General features: G+C 53.0%; 17 protein-coding genes. 7 read left to right on the plus strand and 10 right to left on the minus strand.

The window, feature by feature from the left end; all coding sequences use genetic code 11:
• Positions 1 to 95 precede the first annotated feature (95 nt).
• Positions 96 to 644 carry a hypothetical protein gene (locus tag EHSB41UT_RS17075; protein ID WP_133060559.1) on the plus strand — a complete coding sequence of 183 codons (549 nt, stop codon included), beginning with the start codon at positions 96 to 98 and terminating at the stop codon, positions 642 to 644.
• Here the strand turns inward: EHSB41UT_RS17075 and EHSB41UT_RS17080 are convergent.
• The gene (locus EHSB41UT_RS17080; protein WP_087112048.1) at positions 641 to 940 is read right to left on the minus strand and encodes a YciI family protein; all 300 of its coding nucleotides are present in this window, start codon (positions 938 to 940) and stop codon (positions 641 to 643) included. The two genes, EHSB41UT_RS17075 and EHSB41UT_RS17080, sit on opposite strands and share 4 nt — an antisense overlap.
• Positions 941 to 1,073: 133 nt before the next feature.
• On the opposite strand from EHSB41UT_RS17080, the gene EHSB41UT_RS17085 reads away from it, so the two are divergent.
• Complete coding sequence (locus tag EHSB41UT_RS17085; protein WP_165767304.1) at positions 1,074 to 2,012, plus strand: LysR substrate-binding domain-containing protein; 939 nt, start codon at positions 1,074 to 1,076, stop codon at positions 2,010 to 2,012.
• Positions 2,013 to 2,031: 19 nt separating this feature from the next.
• On the opposite strand, the gene EHSB41UT_RS17090 is transcribed toward EHSB41UT_RS17085, so the two are convergent.
• From EHSB41UT_RS17090 to EHSB41UT_RS17130, 9 genes are all read right to left on the minus strand, one after another.
• The gene (locus tag EHSB41UT_RS17090; protein WP_087112051.1) at positions 2,032 to 3,012 is read right to left on the minus strand and encodes a TDT family transporter; all 981 of its coding nucleotides are present in this window, start codon (positions 3,010 to 3,012) and stop codon (positions 2,032 to 2,034) included.
• A gap of 109 nt (positions 3,013 to 3,121) precedes the next feature.
• Positions 3,122 to 5,248 (minus strand): flagellar biosynthesis protein FlhA, encoded by a 2,127-nt coding sequence (gene flhA, locus EHSB41UT_RS17095; protein WP_087112053.1) that lies wholly within the window; start codon positions 5,246 to 5,248, stop codon positions 3,122 to 3,124.
• Positions 5,249 to 5,294: 46 nt separating this feature from the next.
• The gene (gene flhB / locus EHSB41UT_RS17100) at positions 5,295 to 6,467 is read right to left on the minus strand and encodes a flagellar biosynthesis protein FlhB (RefSeq protein WP_087112055.1); all 1,173 of its coding nucleotides are present in this window, start codon (positions 6,465 to 6,467) and stop codon (positions 5,295 to 5,297) included.
• Between the two features lies 1 nt (position 6,468).
• On the minus strand, positions 6,469 to 7,254 hold the full coding sequence (fliR, locus tag EHSB41UT_RS17105) for a flagellar biosynthetic protein FliR (RefSeq protein WP_087112059.1): 786 nt from the start codon (positions 7,252 to 7,254) through the stop codon (positions 6,469 to 6,471).
• Positions 7,255 to 7,265: 11 nt separating this feature from the next.
• Positions 7,266 to 7,535 carry a flagellar biosynthesis protein FliQ gene (gene fliQ, locus EHSB41UT_RS17110; RefSeq protein ID WP_087112061.1) on the minus strand — a complete coding sequence of 90 codons (270 nt, stop codon included), beginning with the start codon at positions 7,533 to 7,535 and terminating at the stop codon, positions 7,266 to 7,268.
• A 44-nt stretch (positions 7,536 to 7,579) separates the two neighbouring features.
• Positions 7,580 to 8,332 carry a flagellar type III secretion system pore protein FliP gene (fliP, locus tag EHSB41UT_RS17115; protein ID WP_087112063.1) on the minus strand — a complete coding sequence of 251 codons (753 nt, stop codon included), beginning with the start codon at positions 8,330 to 8,332 and terminating at the stop codon, positions 7,580 to 7,582.
• Positions 8,332 to 8,745, minus strand: coding sequence for a flagellar biosynthetic protein FliO (gene fliO / locus EHSB41UT_RS17120; protein ID WP_087112065.1), 414 nt, complete (start codon positions 8,743 to 8,745; stop codon positions 8,332 to 8,334). Before fliO ends, fliP begins: the two co-directional genes overlap by 1 nt.
• Positions 8,745 to 9,110 (minus strand): flagellar motor switch protein FliN, encoded by a 366-nt coding sequence (gene fliN, locus EHSB41UT_RS24860; protein ID WP_242667352.1) that lies wholly within the window; start codon positions 9,108 to 9,110, stop codon positions 8,745 to 8,747. Before fliN ends, fliO begins: the two co-directional genes overlap by 1 nt.
• A gap of 81 nt (positions 9,111 to 9,191) precedes the next feature.
• The gene (locus EHSB41UT_RS17130) at positions 9,192 to 10,022 is read right to left on the minus strand and encodes a FliM/FliN family flagellar motor switch protein (protein ID WP_133060560.1); all 831 of its coding nucleotides are present in this window, start codon (positions 10,020 to 10,022) and stop codon (positions 9,192 to 9,194) included.
• Between the two features lie 255 nt (positions 10,023 to 10,277).
• On the opposite strand from EHSB41UT_RS17130, the gene EHSB41UT_RS17135 reads away from it, so the two are divergent.
• The 5 genes from EHSB41UT_RS17135 (at position 10,278) to fliF (ending at position 15,556) form a co-directional block, all read left to right on the plus strand.
• Complete coding sequence (locus EHSB41UT_RS17135; protein ID WP_165767305.1) at positions 10,278 to 11,156, plus strand: OmpA family protein; 879 nt, start codon at positions 10,278 to 10,280, stop codon at positions 11,154 to 11,156.
• Between the two features lies 1 nt (position 11,157).
• Entirely contained in the window at positions 11,158 to 12,186 is a 1,029-nt protein-coding gene (locus EHSB41UT_RS17140; RefSeq protein WP_087112070.1) for a sensor histidine kinase, read from the plus strand.
• Entirely contained in the window at positions 12,183 to 13,568 is a 1,386-nt protein-coding gene (locus tag EHSB41UT_RS17145; protein WP_242667354.1) for a sigma-54-dependent transcriptional regulator, read from the plus strand. The genes EHSB41UT_RS17140 and EHSB41UT_RS17145 overlap by 4 nt, the downstream gene beginning before the upstream one ends.
• Positions 13,569 to 13,639: 71 nt before the next feature.
• Complete coding sequence (gene fliE / locus EHSB41UT_RS17150) at positions 13,640 to 13,951, plus strand: flagellar hook-basal body complex protein FliE (protein WP_087112072.1); 312 nt, start codon at positions 13,640 to 13,642, stop codon at positions 13,949 to 13,951.
• Between the two features lie 30 nt (positions 13,952 to 13,981).
• Complete coding sequence (gene fliF, locus EHSB41UT_RS17155) at positions 13,982 to 15,556, plus strand: flagellar basal-body MS-ring/collar protein FliF (RefSeq protein ID WP_087112074.1); 1,575 nt, start codon at positions 13,982 to 13,984, stop codon at positions 15,554 to 15,556.
• Positions 15,557 to 15,558 lie beyond the last annotated feature (2 nt).

The raw sequence follows: 15,558 nt of genomic DNA on the forward strand, positions 1-15,558 counted from the left end.
GGTGCTGACCAGACTGTCAGTTTTATTAAACAAGGGAGAAACCTTTAACAGACCTGCCTTTCTAATAGGCTGCATCCGGCAAGGGAATGATCATCATGAGCCTGACGGCAATCCCCTCGACACTAACTGCAATGCCTTCACTGCATCGGCACCGTGAGCTGATGGAGCATTGGTATGAGTTGCAGGTTCCCTCTCAACAGCAGCATTTACCAGAACAGCCTCGTCGCTGGCTCTGGCGGGATATTTCCCCACTGCTGTCTGCGGCGCCATTTTTGGCAACCTTGCCTTCGACTGTCCATCAGGGCAGACACGTATGGAATAGCTATAAGGCAGGCCTGACGACACAGGCTGCCGTTGGTGCAGGTCGGCTGGCACAGAGCGCTGCCAAAAATACCCGAACGGCACAGGGTATCAATGAAGGTCTGTTTGAAATGTTTATGGCGGAAGATAAATACCGTCAGGCGCAGATTGAAGCGGACTACAAAGAGGCTTTAGCCCAACAGGAACGGGGAGAGTTTCACTTTCTCAACAGCCTGTCCGATGCAACCACCGAACAGGCATGGCAACAACTGATGATCGAGTTGGCCTCGAATATTCTTGCCAAAGAACAGGCCACTCAGTCCCTGATCATCAAAAACCTTTAAGGCAGAACCTTCTTGTAAGGCTTAACGACTGCGCTGGCAATCACACCGGCTGCTACGTAAGGGTCAGCATCTGCCCAGGCCTGAGCCGCTTCCAGACTCTCAAACTCCGCCACAATCAAACTGCCGGTAAAGCCGGCTTCACCCGGATCATTACTGTCGATTGCAGGAAAAGGTCCAGCCAGAACCAGACGGCCCTCCGACTTGAGCTGCTCCAGACGGGCCAAATGTTCGGCGCGGCAGGTCATGCGGAGGGGAAGGGAGTTATCAACGTCCTGAGTCATCACTGCATAAAGCATGGGGTCATCCTGGTCGGTTTCATAACGAGGCTTGCGCCCTATGTTAACGGATTATCTGGTATTTTCCCCGTGCACCGGTATTCTCATTACAGAGTGCTCTCTGCCAATACCAAACACACATCGGCTGTCGTCCATGCATATCACCCTGAAGCAGTTACAGGTTTTCCAGGCGGTGTCCCAGCACCAGCAGGTCAGCCTTGCCGCCAAGGCTCTGTTTATTACCCAGCCAGCTGCCAGCATGGCATTGCGTGAGCTGGAAAAGCAGCTGGGCGTCAAACTGTTTGACCGTCTAGGCAATCGTCTGGTGATCAACAGCAATGGACGACACCTGCAACCTTATGTGCGTGACCTGCTCTACCGGGCAACAGATATCGAGCAGCTGTTTTCCAGCGCCAACAACGCGCTATCCGGTACTTTGCTGGTTGGCTGCAGTCTGACTATTGGTAATCATCTAATGCCCTCCCTGCTCAGTCAGATGCAGAAACAGATGCCGGCCGTGACTCCGAAAGCCTTTATTCAGAATACCCAAAGCCTGCTTGAGCAACTTCTGCACTTCAAACTGGATATCGCTCTTGTTGAGGGGCGTTGCCAACATCCTGATCTGATATCCATTCCGTGGCGGGAAGATAATATGCTGATTGTGGCGGCGCCGAATTGTCCCCACAGAAACCAGTCACTTATAAGTCTTGAGCAGCTACAGGATGAGGTATGGGTTCTCAGGGAGCAGGGGTCGGGAAGTCGGGATATTTTTGATGATCTGATAGCCCCGTCACTAGATAACCGTTATCGGGTTTTCGAGATTCAGCATACCGAAGCAATCGTCAATTCCGTACAGGAAGGTTTGGGGATTACCTGTATCTCCCATCTCTCTGTGCACAGACAGCTACAGTCTGGAGAGCTGATCACACTACCCGTCTCAGGCATCAACCTGCACCGTCAGATGCATATTGTTCTGCATAAGGATCGTGCCGAGAACAAAACACTCAAGTCGTTTATTGATCTCTGCCGGGAGAATGCTGGCTGCGGTGATATCTTTAATACATCACCACAGCCGGTATTGCGGGAAGCTTAAGTCTCTGAAAAACTGACGTCTACTTCTTCAAAATAAAGTGCTGGAAGTAACACCAGGCGACATAGATCACGATAGCTGTTGCCACCAGCAACTCAACCACTGCCAGTCCAAACAACACCTCGTTCGGGTAATCAACACCCATACCTGAAAGCAACTGATCCAGCTTCAACAAAGCGGTTGCACCAATCACCATCGGAAAGGTAAAGGCGGCAAAACCTGGTGAGAATGGCAAACGCAGCAGACGGAACAACGCCACCCAGACAATGCTGGTCATCAACACTGCGATTGGTGTCAGAACCGCCACGACAAACACACTCGGGTGCTCGGAAATGGTCAGATATCCTGCGAGTGTCAGACTGGCAGGCGCCGCCATAATACCGAAAGTCGGGCTGGCCGCTTCGGTTATACGATCAAGGAAAATTAATCGGTACAACATGATCGGCAGCTTGATGGCATAGGCTGTCACCCCGAACACAAAGAACAGATAGGTCAGCAGCGGGAAGCCCATATTCGCGCCGGTCACACAGGCCACAACAATCCCTACCGGAGGCACAAACCAGCTCGGCACCATGTGGGTAATGTGGAAGTCTTTGATCCGGTAACGCAGGAACGCAAAGAACAGGAAAATATGTGCGACCACGGCAAACAGCCAGACGGCACGCCCCAGCTCCGGAAACCAGATATGCAGGTTGCTGCCAATCACCATCAACGCCATGGCCAGCGTTGGCATAACACTGCTGATAACAGTGTGCTGAAGATCTTCACGCACCAGATGCGGGTTGGTCAGATATTTCAGAATCACCAGTGCTGCCAGTACTGCAGCAACAGGAGTAACAAGCAGAGCAAACAATTTGGCATAGGCGGGAACAAAAATACCCCAGGCACCACCAAGGCTGCCTATAGCGAGGGCCAGTCCACCCAAAGGAGCAGGTACTTTGGCAAAACGTTGCTTATGTCCGGACGATTGAAACAGAGGGGGAGACGAGGCTTGAGTATTCATCGCGCACATCCTGAAAGAATGTGCGCGATATTAGTCCGGAGCAGACAATAAGAGAAATCAGAAAAACTACGTTTTTGTATAAATTAATTTTATACAAAGCATAATTTAATCATCCGAGATTCATCACAATATCAACCTGACGGTCATCCGGAATCTCGCTATACGACAGAACTTTTAGATCCGGAGCGCACAGGCGGGCAAAGCGTGCCATCAATGGTCGCAGCTGTGGTGCCACCAGCAAGACCGGCGCATGGCCACGATCCATCATTTGCTGAGTCACATCCGGCATAAACTGCTGTAGCTGCTGGGTGATATTCGGTTCAAGAGGAATCGCATCCGGTGCAAAGCCACCGCCAGCCTGCAGGGTTTTCTGGTGAGCCTGAAGGATTAGCTGTTCCAGCCCCTGAGCCAATGTCACCACCGGAATCAGAGCTTCCATACCGACGATTCCATCAATAATGGTACGGCGCAGCGCTACGCGCACTTCCTGTGCCAGCAGAACCGGATGCGTCTGCTTGCCTGCCGCGTCCAGCAAGGTGCCACCGATGGTGCGAATATCCGACAGAGGAACGCTATCCACCAACAACTGCTGAAGAACGCTGCGCAGAGTGGTCAGGTTCATCTTGCCAGGAACCAGCTCATCCGCCAGTCGAGGCGCAAGGGAAGCCAGCTTATCCACAAGCTTCTGGGTTTCATCAAAGCCCAGCAGTTCGTGGGCATGATCATCCATAATCTTGCTGATATGAGTTGCCATGACCGTCGCCGGATCAACCACAGTCCAACCGAGAGCAACGGCATTATCTCGTTCACTCTGTTCAATCCAGATCGCCGGAAGACCATAAGCCGGATCTTGCCCATCCATCCCTTTTGGCGTGCCAAATACACGACCAGGGTTGAGAGCCATCAAGCGTTCTGGATGAATGGTGCCTTCACTTACAGCAACGCCCATCAGGGAGATACGATAATCGGTCGGTGCCAGCTTCAGGTTATCGCGGATATGCACCGTTGGAATCAGGAAACCCAAGCGGGTCGAAAGGTTCTTACGAATGCCTTTAATGCGGTCCAGCAGCTCACCACCACGCTTGCGGTCCACCAGACCAATCAAGCGATAGCCCAGTTCCAGCCCCAGCGCATCGACAACAGGGACATCATCCCAGGACAGATCACGACGCTCTTCCGCCGGTTCACCCGGCAGGGTTTCCGACATCACCTTGCGATGGGACTGTTCTTTCGCAGAAGTCTTGGCTTTTTTGCTCATCTGCCAGGCCAGAAAACCAGCCAGACCGCCGAGTCCCAGAAACGCCATGTGAGGCATGCCCGGCACACTGCCCATAATGATCATCACCGCAGCGGTAACCGTCAGCGCTTTCGGGGACGCAAACATCTGACTGCTGACCTGCGTGCCCATATCTTCGGCATCGGAAACCCGGGTGACCATCATGGCGGCAGTAATAGACAACAGCAGGGATGGAATCTGGGCAACCAGACCGTCACCTATGGTCAGCAGGGAATAAACCTCGAAGGCGTTACCAAAAGACAGGTCGTGCTGCATGGTTCCTATCAGCACACCACCAATAATGTTGATCGCCAGAATCAACAAACCGGCCACCGCATCACCACGCACAAACTTACTGGCACCATCCATAGCACCGTAGAAGTCGGCCTCCTGACGTACCTCTTCTCGGCGCTTACGGGCTGTATCCTGATCAATAAGACCGGCGTTCAGGTCGGCATCAATCGCCATCTGCTTACCGGGCATGGCATCAAGGGTAAAGCGGGCCGTCACTTCCGATATACGACCACCGCCCTTGGTGATAACAACAAAGTTGATAATCACCAAAATGGTGAACACCACCATACCAACCACATAGTTGCCGCCAATCACCACATTACCGAAGGCTTCAATCACCTTACCGGCAGCATCCCCCCCCTGATGGCCGTGCAAAAGAACAACACGGGTAGAAGCCACGTTCAAAGCCAGACGCAACAGGGTGGTTATCAGCAGGATGGTCGGGAAGACCCGAAACTCCAGCGGTCTCAGGGTATAAACCGCCACCAGCAGCACAATAAGCGACAAGGCAATATTGAATGTGAACAGCAGATCCAACAGGAAAGGCGGAAGCTGCAAAGTCACCATCGCCAGCATTGCCAGCAACAGTACAGGCGTCCCCGCATAGCGGCGCGCCACGCTTAGATAGGCCGGCCCCGATGCCGACGATGTGATGCTACTGCTCATTGCGTACTGCTTTCTCTAAACTGCTTTGTCTAAACAATAAAAACGGTCAGGGCGTCTCATCTTCCGCACCCTTGCCCGGTTTACGATGACCGTCTTCATCGTAAACCTCTGGAATATCAAATTTGCCCATGGTCGGCGGGGTATCACCACCCTGCCCTTTGCGATACAGGGACAGCTGTTGCACATAGGCCAGAACCTGGGCCACCGCCATGTAGAGATCCATCGGGATCTCCTGATCGACCTTGGTGGAGTGATAAACCGCACGGGCCAGTAACGGTGCTTCAATGACCGGTTTGGAAGAGTCACGGGCAATCTCACGAATCTTGAGTGCAACCTGATCCACACCCTTGGCAATCACAAACGGCGCAGATGCACGATCAGTATCGTACTTCAGCGCGACGGAGTAATGGGTCGGGTTGGTGATAATGACATCAGCCTCGGGCACGCGCTGCATCATCCGGCGCATGGACATTTCCCGCTGCAGCTGACGGATACGCCCTTTTACTTCCGGCTTACCGTCGATGTCTTTGTGCTCATCCTTAATCTCCTGCTTGGTCATCTTCAGTTTCTGCTTGTTCTGCCAGATCTGATACGGCGCATCTATCGCGGCAATCACAAACAGCACAGCCCCAAAGGCCATCAACGACCAGCCCAGAATACTGACGCCCGTTGCCATGGCACTGTTTACAGGCATACGGCCAAGAGAGAGTGACAGGGGATAACGTTGCCAGAGCACAACCAGCAGACAGCCCATCACCAGAACCACCTTGAGAATGGACTTGCCCAGTTCCACCAGTCCCTGCAGGGAAAACACACGACCAAACCAGGAGACCGGGTTCAAACGGTTAAACTTGGGTTCCAGCAGGCTGGTCTGAAACAGAAAGCCACCGGTCAGGCCGGAGCTGCCAATCGCCAGCAACATAAGAGCCAGAGGAATAGGAGAAACAACCAGCACCGCCCGAATGCCGGAATCACTCAAATGCCTCAACATATAGGTGGTATCAAACAGCGCCAGACGATCAACAGAGAGGTTGTGGCGGATAATGCCCATCAGAGCATCAACAATATTCAGGCCGTACATCTGTAACAGCAGACCGGCAAACACGATCAAGACGGCCGAACCAATCTCTCTTGATCGGGGAATCTGACCCTGTTCACGGCTTTTTTGAAGTTTTCGGGCCGTGGGTTCTTCTGTGCGATCCTGACTGGTGTCTGCCACACTAACCTCCTGCCAGTGTCTGCATCAGCTGCAGCACTTCGGTTGTCAGTGTCACCAGCATTCCCGGCAGAGCGGTCATGGTGAACAGCACCGTCACCATGCCAAACAGCATGGTCATCGGGAAACCCAGAGCAATAATATTGAGCTGTGGCGCAGCTCGGTTCATCACACCAAAGGCCATATTGACGATCAGCATGCTGATGACCGATGGCAGGGCAACCAGAAGACTACCGGCAAATAACCAGCTGCCCATATTGGCAAGGTCATGCCAGATCACATCGGCAAAGCCTGTTCCGATTGGCATGGTTTGAAAACTTTCCAGCAGCACGGTAAACGCCACCAGATGTCCATCCATAGCCAGAAAGGCCAACGAAGCAATGGTTGAGAACCAGGAACCCAGCACCGCAACACCAGGTCCGTTAGAAGGATCATTCATCACCGCCATGGCCAAACCCATCTGCATGGAGATGATCTGACCGACCATGGCAAACAAAGCCAGCCAAAGCCTCAGCAGGAATCCAAACGCCAGACCGATACCAATCTGTTGAAAGGTGATCACTATCGCTGCAGGAGAGAGCGCCTCAACTTTAGGAATACTGCCTACCGTTGGCGCAACCAGAAAGGTCAGCGTCACCACCAATGCCCAACGGGCTTTCGGTGAAATACTCTGCCCACCAAACAGCGGCATAATCCAGACCGCAGCCGCAATCCGAAACATCGGCCACAGCCACTGCCCCAGCCATGCGGTGAGTTCAGCAGAGTTCAGGGTGACAGGAAGCGCCAGCATCTGTGGATTATCTAACCGATCAGATGCGGAATACGCAGAAACAGATCCTGAGTCAGATCCATCATCTGCTGCAGTAACCAATGGCCGGCAAAAGCCATGGTCACCAGCGTAACCAGAAGCTTGGGCAGGAAACTCAAGGTCTGTTCGTTAATCTGGGTAGCCGCCTGAAACACAGACACTACGACCCCCACAATCAGCCCCGGGCCAATCAGAATGCTGACCATTAACACCAGCAGTTCCTGTGCATCCCGAAAAATATCGACAACTGTTTCAGGCGTCATTGCAAGGTCATCCCTCTAAGCTCTTTCTATCCGGCATCAGCCGGTTACCAGAAACTGGCAGCCAGGGTGCCGGTGATCATGCTCCAGCCATCAACGAGTACGAACAGCATCAGTTTGAAGGGCAGAGAGATAACCAGCGGCGAGAGCATCATCATGCCCATCGCCATCAGTACACTGGCGACGACAAGGTCGATAATCAAAAACGGTATAAACAGCAGAAAGCCAATCTGGAAGGCCGTCTTCAGCTCGCTGATGATAAAAGCCGGCGCCAAAAGTCTGAACGGCATGGCATCGGAACTGGCAGGAATGGTAATGCCAGAGATATCCGCCATCCGTTTAATATCCTGCTCCCGGGTCTGTCGCAGCATAAAAGCCTTCAAGGGCTTGCTGGCTTCTACCGCAGCATCCTGAAAAACCAGTTCGTCTTTCATCCAGGGCTGAATGGCACGACTGTCTATCTCGTCGTAAACCGGGGTCATGATAAAAGCCGTCAAAAACAGCGCCAGACCAACAAGTACCGGATTTGGTGGCGTCTGTTGCAGACCCAGTGCCTGACGTAACAGGGAGAACACCACAATTATGCGGGTAAACGACGTCAGCACCATCAGCATGGCTGGCAGGAACGACAACAGCGTCAGCAGCAGCATAATTTGCAGCGGCGCGCTGTAGGACTGATTGACTCCGTCGTTTATAACATTAAGCAGAGGAACATTCTGAGCCTGAGCCAGACTGGAGAAACCAGCAGTTATCAACAGAGTTCCCAGCACTGCAAAGCGGGATGTTGCGCGTATATCCATTACTTGGCTTTTACCAGTCGGGCCAGAATCGTACTGAAGTCAGCAGCCTGACTGACAACAGAAGGGGAAGTGTTACCTTCAGGGATATCCAGCTCATCGAGTGAACTGAGAGTACGGATTCCGCCAGGCGAGACACCCAGAAGCAATTTCTGCTCGCCTACTTTCACAATACAAAGACGTTCGGTTTTGCTCAGCGGAAGAACTTCAAGCAGCTGCATGTGCCGCCCAGCTCCCAGTTTGCCGAGCGATAAACGGTTAACGCCGTAGGCCAGCAGCCCAATCACCGCCAGGACAACAAACAGCATGCTGATCACATTCACAGCCTGACTGGCTGCACTTTCTCCGGACGCCACAGCCGAGACTGGCAGCAGAGTGCCCAGAGTAAAAAGTACCTGGCAGAGACGGCTTATCATCAAGCAATGCGACCCAGACGTTCCTGCTGGCTGACGACTTCTGTCAGACGAATGCCATAACGGCCATTGGTCTCAACCACTTCGCCACGGCCAACCAGCTTGCCGTTCACCTTCACATCCAGAGGATCACCGGTATTACGGTTCAGTTCGATAACTGCACCACTGCCCATGGTCAGCAATTCACTCACAGTGATTTCCGTGCTGCCTACTTCCAGAGACATAACCACGGGAATATCAAGGATCAACCCGAGATCAGGCTGGGCTGTAACAGGAGACTGAGCATCAGTCAGTTCCGCATTATCGACAGTCACGATGGTTTCAGAGGCATCGTCAACAATCAGTTCTGCTGCTTTATCTTCAATCACAGAGGGGAATCCTTATGGCGCTCTAAAAAGCAGCGCTCCAACAAATAGCGATCAAACAAGAAACTAGAACAAGGGCTTGAGTTACAACCCTTGGGTATCAGCCTTCACAACCGATTGCAGTTCAAGTGCAAGGTTGTTGTTTTTGGCAACCACACGGGCCTGCCCCAGCGGCTGACCACCCACAAAAACTTCTGCTGTTCCCGGAAGAGTTAAAGGCAGAGTGTCGCCTACCTTCAGAGAGAGCACATTACCCAGAGTTGACTGACGGCGGCTAAGTACCGCAGAAACCGGCAGAGGCACCTGTCCCAGAGCTTCGATCAGCAAGTCAGAGTTCACATGATTTTCCATCATGCCGAAGGTCATGCTCTCTTCAGACAGCCAGACCTTGATAGAACCATTGAAGGTAGCCGTTTCAATAGTCATGGTCAGCAGGAACAGGTTTTTGGATGCGAAACCATTTTTCTCCAGATCCCGCTCCTTCACCAGAGCCAGATCACTGCTGCAATGCATGGCACGCCCCAGCAGGTCCAGGGTCAGCGCGATAATACGCTCGGCAAAGCGATGCTCGGCCAGAGTCAGCATTTCCAGAGGTCCATCGATTGCACCGGCACCGCCACAGGCCCGCTCCATCAGCGCACAGCACAAGGCATTATCAAAATCGACAATACCTTTGCGACCGGTACCCTGATTTTCACAGATAAACGTGGTTATCGAGGTTTCTTTAATGCGTGAAGGGGTTACAGGAAACTGGCTTTGGGCTCTGACAGTTACGCCATCCCCCGTCATACTGATCAGGCTTTCCGTTAATGATCGGGCTACGAGTCTGGCCAGATCATCCGCAGCCCGTCTGGCGGCCATCATCCGACCACCCACTTCAAAAAGATTGCAGGGCTTAACTAGCTCCACTTCCACATTCTCACAATCTGGAGCCGCTGGAAACGACTAATAAAATTCGGTTTGCACGAAACAATATCGACACACCATCTAAGGAATTAAATCCCTTAAACAGGTAATAAACGAAGCAAACATAGACACAAGAGAAAACTATAATTTCTTCTCGGAAATTATCATTCAGTCACATTCGCACAATCATCCGTACAAGTACGAATTATTACCAATCACTAAGAGTTTTATAACTAAGCAAACCTTTCTTAGATGACTCCTCCAATGCGTTTCTCAGTGCTGCTTCAGTTTCTGATTGTCACAACTGCGGTTCAATCAGCCGTTGCATCATCGCACGCTTCTGAAACAGCAACACTGACATGGACCAACCAAAAAGCATTTGAAAGCTGCAGTCTTACTGTGGATTTCACCGAAACATCCAGTCTGCGTTTCCTTGCCAAAGCGGGTAAGAAACCGATGGCTGTCTTTGATGTTCCTTTCCGGAACCGGCTGGCACACCAGGGTAATATTTATGCAATCCCTTCTCCCTGGAAGGAAGGCAGACGAACACTTATTGATCAGACTCCAATCAGGCAGGCTACCGAGGCAAAGTTTGATCAAAACATCCAGCATCTGCTGGATCTACTCATTGCAGGCAACTGGGCCGAGATCACCCTGACCGATACTGATAAACGTCTCTGGTCGCAGGAGATTTCCACTATCGGCATTAACCCGGCCATGCAGGCTTTTGATGATTGCCGTAACGCACTGCCACCGATTGGTCTGGAAACTATCAATAGCCAACCGATCTGGTTTTCTACCAACCGTGTTGGACTCACTGATTCCGATCGTCGCTATCTCGATCAGATCGCGGAATATCTGAGCTACAACAAAGACATCCAGACCATCCTGCTTGACGGCCATACCGATGTAACCGGTGAGCGACTGGTTAATCTGCAGATTTCCCGCAAGCGTGCAGAAGCTGTCAGAGATTATCTGTTTAAGCGTGGTGTCCCGAAGGAGATGATTCCTTATGTGCGCTGGCACGGTGAGCGTTACCCGTATGTGAGCCTGAATGGCCAAAGCAGGCAGGCGAACAATCGCCGGGTAGAAATTCAACTGCTGACCACCCCACCACCTGAACTCGATCCGGAGCAAGGCTGACATGTCATACTCTGCTACCGGACTCCACCCACAACTGTTCACCACCTTTCCTCTGGGACTGGTGATTGTTGATCGTCGTGGGTTAATCAGCCAGATCAATCCGGTGGCAATCAGCCTTATGGGCGAACAGGAACCGGGCACAGCCTGGAACCAGTGCGCCAACCGCCTGTTCCAGCATCGCCAGAATGACGGCCACGAAATCTCACTGGTTAACGGTAAGCGCATTCATGTCAGCACCTGCCCGCTTCCAGAGAAGAACGGACAGCTGATCATTCTGCAGGATCTGACCGATTCACACAGTCTGAAAGACTCCATCAATCGTCAGCAACGACTGGACAGCATGGGTCATCTGGTCGCAGCTCTGGCGCACCAGCTACGCACCCCTCTCACAACAGCCACGCTGCAGGCCGGCAATCTCGAATGGCTCCTGCAGGAGACACAGTCATCAGACGACTGCCTGCGCCTGGTATCGAGTCTGCAGAACGAGCTGACAGTCCTTGAGCAGAAGATCAGCGACCTGTTGCTGTTCGCCCGTGGCGGACGGGTTCTGCACGACATTACGACACTTCAGCAGTTACACATTGATCTTCAGGTATTTCTGAACAGTGGCTGCTGGAGCAATCTGAACATTACCTGTCAGACACAGTTCAGTGAGTACGCTCACCAGCTTCGCTGTAATCGCAACACGCTGTTCTCGGCTCTGGGCAACCTGCTGAATAACGCCCGGGAAGCCGGTGCCGACAGCATAGGCATAACCCTTAGCAGCACAGCCGAGCATCTCGCCATCCTGGTACAGGACAATGGCCCGGGGATGAATGACATGGAATGCCATCAGGCTCTGACTCCGTTCTACACTACCAAAGGCACAGGCACCGGTCTCGGACTGCCTGTCGTCCGACTGATCGCCGAAGCCCATGACGGCTCGTTCACGTTATTACCTTCAGTAGACAGTGGACTTCTGGCATTAATCACTCTGCCCCTGGCAGTGGATATCTTGGAACCGCAAACCACGGATGGGCAGACCGCATGACCGCAGCACTCAACATGACCTCCTCCAGCCCGCCGGCACCACAGCACATTCTTGTTGTTGAGGATGACTTCCGGCTGCGTTCTGCCTTGTCAGACACTCTTAAGCTGGCTGGATACAATACCTGTGTCGCTGAAAGCGGTGAGCAGGCGATGACCTTCTGCAGCCATCACAATTTCGATGCAGTGATCAGCGATATCAACCTCCCGGGTATGGATGGTCACACTCTGCTCAGTAAGATTCGTACAGAAATACCCAATACTCCGGTGATTCTGATGACCGGATATGCCGATGCCGAAAAAGCGGTTTCAGCTATGCGGGCAGGTGCGTCAGATTATCTGGTCAAGCCTTTCCCACCGGCCCGTCTGCTGAGCCGTTTGAAGAGCGTTACCCCGATCAAGAACGGGGCGGACTGGATTGCCGAAGCTCCGGCAACCCAACGGGTCAAACAGCTGTCCGAGCGGGTCGCCTGTACCGATACCAGTGTGCTGATCACCGGCGAATCCGGCACAGGCAAAGAAGTCCTGGCCCAGCATATTCATCAGTGCTCCCCTCGCAGTGCCAAACCATTTGTGGCTGTGAACTGTGCTGCACTGCCGGAGAGCATGCTGGAGTCCATTCTGTTCGGTCATGAGAAAGGCGCCTTCACCGGCGCTGCTGCCCGCCATGTAGGCAAGTTTGAACAGGCGTGCGGCGGAACACTGTTCCTCGATGAAATTGCCGAAATGCCGCTTCTGCAGCAGGCTAAGCTGTTGCGCGCTCTGCAGGAAAAAGAGATTGAACGTCTGGGCAGTCATCAGCCTATCACCGTCAATGTTCGCTTGATTGCTGCCACTAACCGGGATCTCGCCGAAGAAGTGCGTCAGGGGCGTTTCCGGGAAGATCTGTTCTACCGGTTGAATGTATTCCCGCTGCATCTGCCACCGCTGCGTGAGCGCCGGGAAGATATACGACCACTGGCATATTTCCTGCTCCAGCGTCATAACCAGGCGCTGGCAGGCATACCGGATGAGTTCAGCACTCAGGCTATGACGGCCATGGAGCATTACCACTGGCCGGGCAATATTCGTGAACTGGATAACCTGGTTCAACGTGCCTGCGTTATCGCAACAGGCGTCAGCATTGAACTTGATGATCTGATGCTGCCGGCACAAACCGGCACGGTGATTGCGACAGGCAATACTCCGATTCAACAGATGGCTGTCGCTTCAACGCTGGACAACCTGCCCGTCAGTGCCAAGAAGCGCGCTGAATATCAGGTTGTTCTGGAAACGCTGCAACAATACGACGGTAACCGCAATGATGCGGCCGATGCACTGGGGATAACATCCCGAATGCTTCGTTACAAGCTGGCTCGTTTACGGGAAATGGGCATTAAGGTTTAACACCTTCGTCCGAATCTTCATCTTATTTTTTGGCCCCCGATTCTGCACATTAGCATCCAAGGATATATGTCATGATTGAAGGAACTATCAGCCTGCCGATTCAGGCTACCAATGACATTCAGAGTTCAGGGCTGAACACGATTGAGCGCAGAAAGAACTCTGGTACCGAATTCGGTACTTATCTGAAAAACGCCCTTGATCATGTCAATGAACTGCAGGGCACGGCCAGCGAAATGCGCGCCGATTATGAAACCGGTGCTGTCACCGACCTGGCCAGCGTGATGATCGCCGGACAGAAATCCAGCCTCGCCTTCCAGGGTCTGATGCAGGTACGGAACCGCGTAGTCTCCGCATACGAGACAGTCTTCAATATGCCGGTATAAAGCCCGGCCTTCTGCGGATACTAACGAGATATGTCCACTCTCTCGGCCTCGACCGTTTTGCCGGCGCTGAATAAACAGTTGGATGCCCTGCGTTCAACGACATCCGGCAAGCTGATACCGATGCTCAAGCAGCACAGAATGCTTGCTCTTTCTGGCGCCGCCGCCCTTATTGCCGTTACTCTGACGTTTAGCTTCTGGAGTGACAACAGCGACCTTAAGCCTCTGTTTGGCCGACAAGAACGCTATGATGTGGCCAGTGTTATCGAAACACTGGACAGCAGTCAGATTCCTTACAGTCTTCACCCAGATAGTGGTCAGGTACTGGTTGATCAGACCGTTCTGAACAATGCCCGGATGGCACTGGCAGCCAATGGTATTTCGCCTGATATGCCAGTCGGCATGGAAGTGCTCAGCCCACAGGGCGAACTGGGCCGCAGCCAGTTTGTTGAGCAGGCTCGCTATGCTCAGGGCCTGGAAGGCGAATTGGCCAAGACAATTATCAGCCTGCGTGCAGTCCGTAATGCCAGAGTTCATCTCGCCATTCCACAACGCTCGTCGTTTGTTCGCGATGTACCGGCACCAACCGCCTCTGTCTTTGTTGATCTTTTCCCTGGCGCCCGCCTCAAGCAACCGCAGATTGAAGCGATCGTTAATCTGGTTTCCGGTAGTGTGCCTGATCTGACACCAGACAAGGTCACGGTTCTCGACCAGAACGGCAACATGCTTTCCACCACCATGATCGATGGTGTGCCTGACTGGCAGCTGGAACATACCCAAAAGCGTGAAGCGGCTCTGGCCCAACGTATCACCAACCTGCTTGAGCCTGTGGTCGGCCCAGGTAATTTGCGGGTACAGGTGAGTGCGAATATCGACTTCAGCTCTGAAGAGGTGACCAGCGAGAACTTCGATAACGAAGCGCCAGTTGTTCGCAGCGAAAGCATCTCCAATAACGACCAGAGCAAGCCTGTTGCCCAGGGCGTTCCCGGTATCGACAGTAACCGTACCGCGGCCAACAACACCGACAACGGTGCGGTAAGTTCCAGCTCCAGCACCCAGCGCAACTATGAACTGGGCCGCACAATCACCCAGAGCCGAAAGGCACCCGGTACGCTGGAAAGCCTGAGCATCGGTATTGTGGTGAACAGTCTGGCGGCCGCGACGGATACCGGCTGGTCTGCCGAAGCTCTGGAAACCATGAACCGTCTGGTAACCGATGCCGCCGGTCTGCAGCCCACCCGTGGCGATACCCTGAGCCTCTACAGCCTGCCATTCTCTGCCGAGATGGATCTGACACCGGAAAGCCCATGGTATGCACTGCTGGATGGTGAATACGGTGACTACATCATCATTGGCCTGGGTGTCACAGCACTGCTGTTACTGGGTCTGATCCTGCGACTGCACTTCTACCGCAAGCAGATTCGCCGGGAACGTGAGCAGGTTCGTATCAAGACCCTCAGCCACAAAGAAAGCAAAGACGCTGCCGAAGCCGGCCTCGTTATTGCTGTTCACCCGGATGACAAGATTATTGAACGTGCCCGTCAGCTTGCCATGAACCATCCGCAACAGGTGGCTCTGCTGATTGAAAAATGGGTTGATGGAAGATAAGC

The organism is Parendozoicomonas haliclonae (assembly GCF_900174585.1).
Taxonomy (GTDB): Bacteria; Pseudomonadota; Gammaproteobacteria; order Pseudomonadales; family Endozoicomonadaceae; genus Sansalvadorimonas; species Sansalvadorimonas haliclonae.

Coding starts and splice junctions, on each gene's coding strand:
- EHSB41UT_RS17075 (WP_133060559.1), top strand. CDS start 96: ATGAGCCTGACGGCAATCCCCTCGACACTAACTGCAATGCCTTCACTG.
- EHSB41UT_RS17080 (WP_087112048.1), bottom strand. CDS start 940: ATGCTTTATGCAGTGATGACTCAGGACGTTGATAACTCCCTTCCCCTC.
- EHSB41UT_RS17085 (WP_165767304.1), top strand. CDS start 1,074: ATGCATATCACCCTGAAGCAGTTACAGGTTTTCCAGGCGGTGTCCCAG.
- EHSB41UT_RS17090 (WP_087112051.1), bottom strand. CDS start 3,012: ATGAATACTCAAGCCTCGTCTCCCCCTCTGTTTCAATCGTCCGGACAT.
- flhA (WP_087112053.1), bottom strand. CDS start 5,248: ATGAGCAGTAGCATCACATCGTCGGCATCGGGGCCGGCCTATCTAAGC.
- fliR (WP_087112059.1), bottom strand. CDS start 7,254: ATGCTGGCGCTTCCTGTCACCCTGAACTCTGCTGAACTCACCGCATGG.
- fliQ (WP_087112061.1), bottom strand. CDS start 7,535: ATGACGCCTGAAACAGTTGTCGATATTTTTCGGGATGCACAGGAACTG.
- fliP (WP_087112063.1), bottom strand. CDS start 8,332: ATGGATATACGCGCAACATCCCGCTTTGCAGTGCTGGGAACTCTGTTG.
- fliO (WP_087112065.1), bottom strand. CDS start 8,745: ATGATAAGCCGTCTCTGCCAGGTACTTTTTACTCTGGGCACTCTGCTG.
- EHSB41UT_RS17135 (WP_165767305.1), top strand. CDS start 10,278: ATGCGTTTCTCAGTGCTGCTTCAGTTTCTGATTGTCACAACTGCGGTT.
- EHSB41UT_RS17140 (WP_087112070.1), top strand. CDS start 11,158: ATGTCATACTCTGCTACCGGACTCCACCCACAACTGTTCACCACCTTT.
- EHSB41UT_RS17145 (WP_242667354.1), top strand. CDS start 12,183: ATGACCGCAGCACTCAACATGACCTCCTCCAGCCCGCCGGCACCACAG.
- fliE (WP_087112072.1), top strand. CDS start 13,640: ATGATTGAAGGAACTATCAGCCTGCCGATTCAGGCTACCAATGACATT.
- fliF (WP_087112074.1), top strand. CDS start 13,982: ATGTCCACTCTCTCGGCCTCGACCGTTTTGCCGGCGCTGAATAAACAG.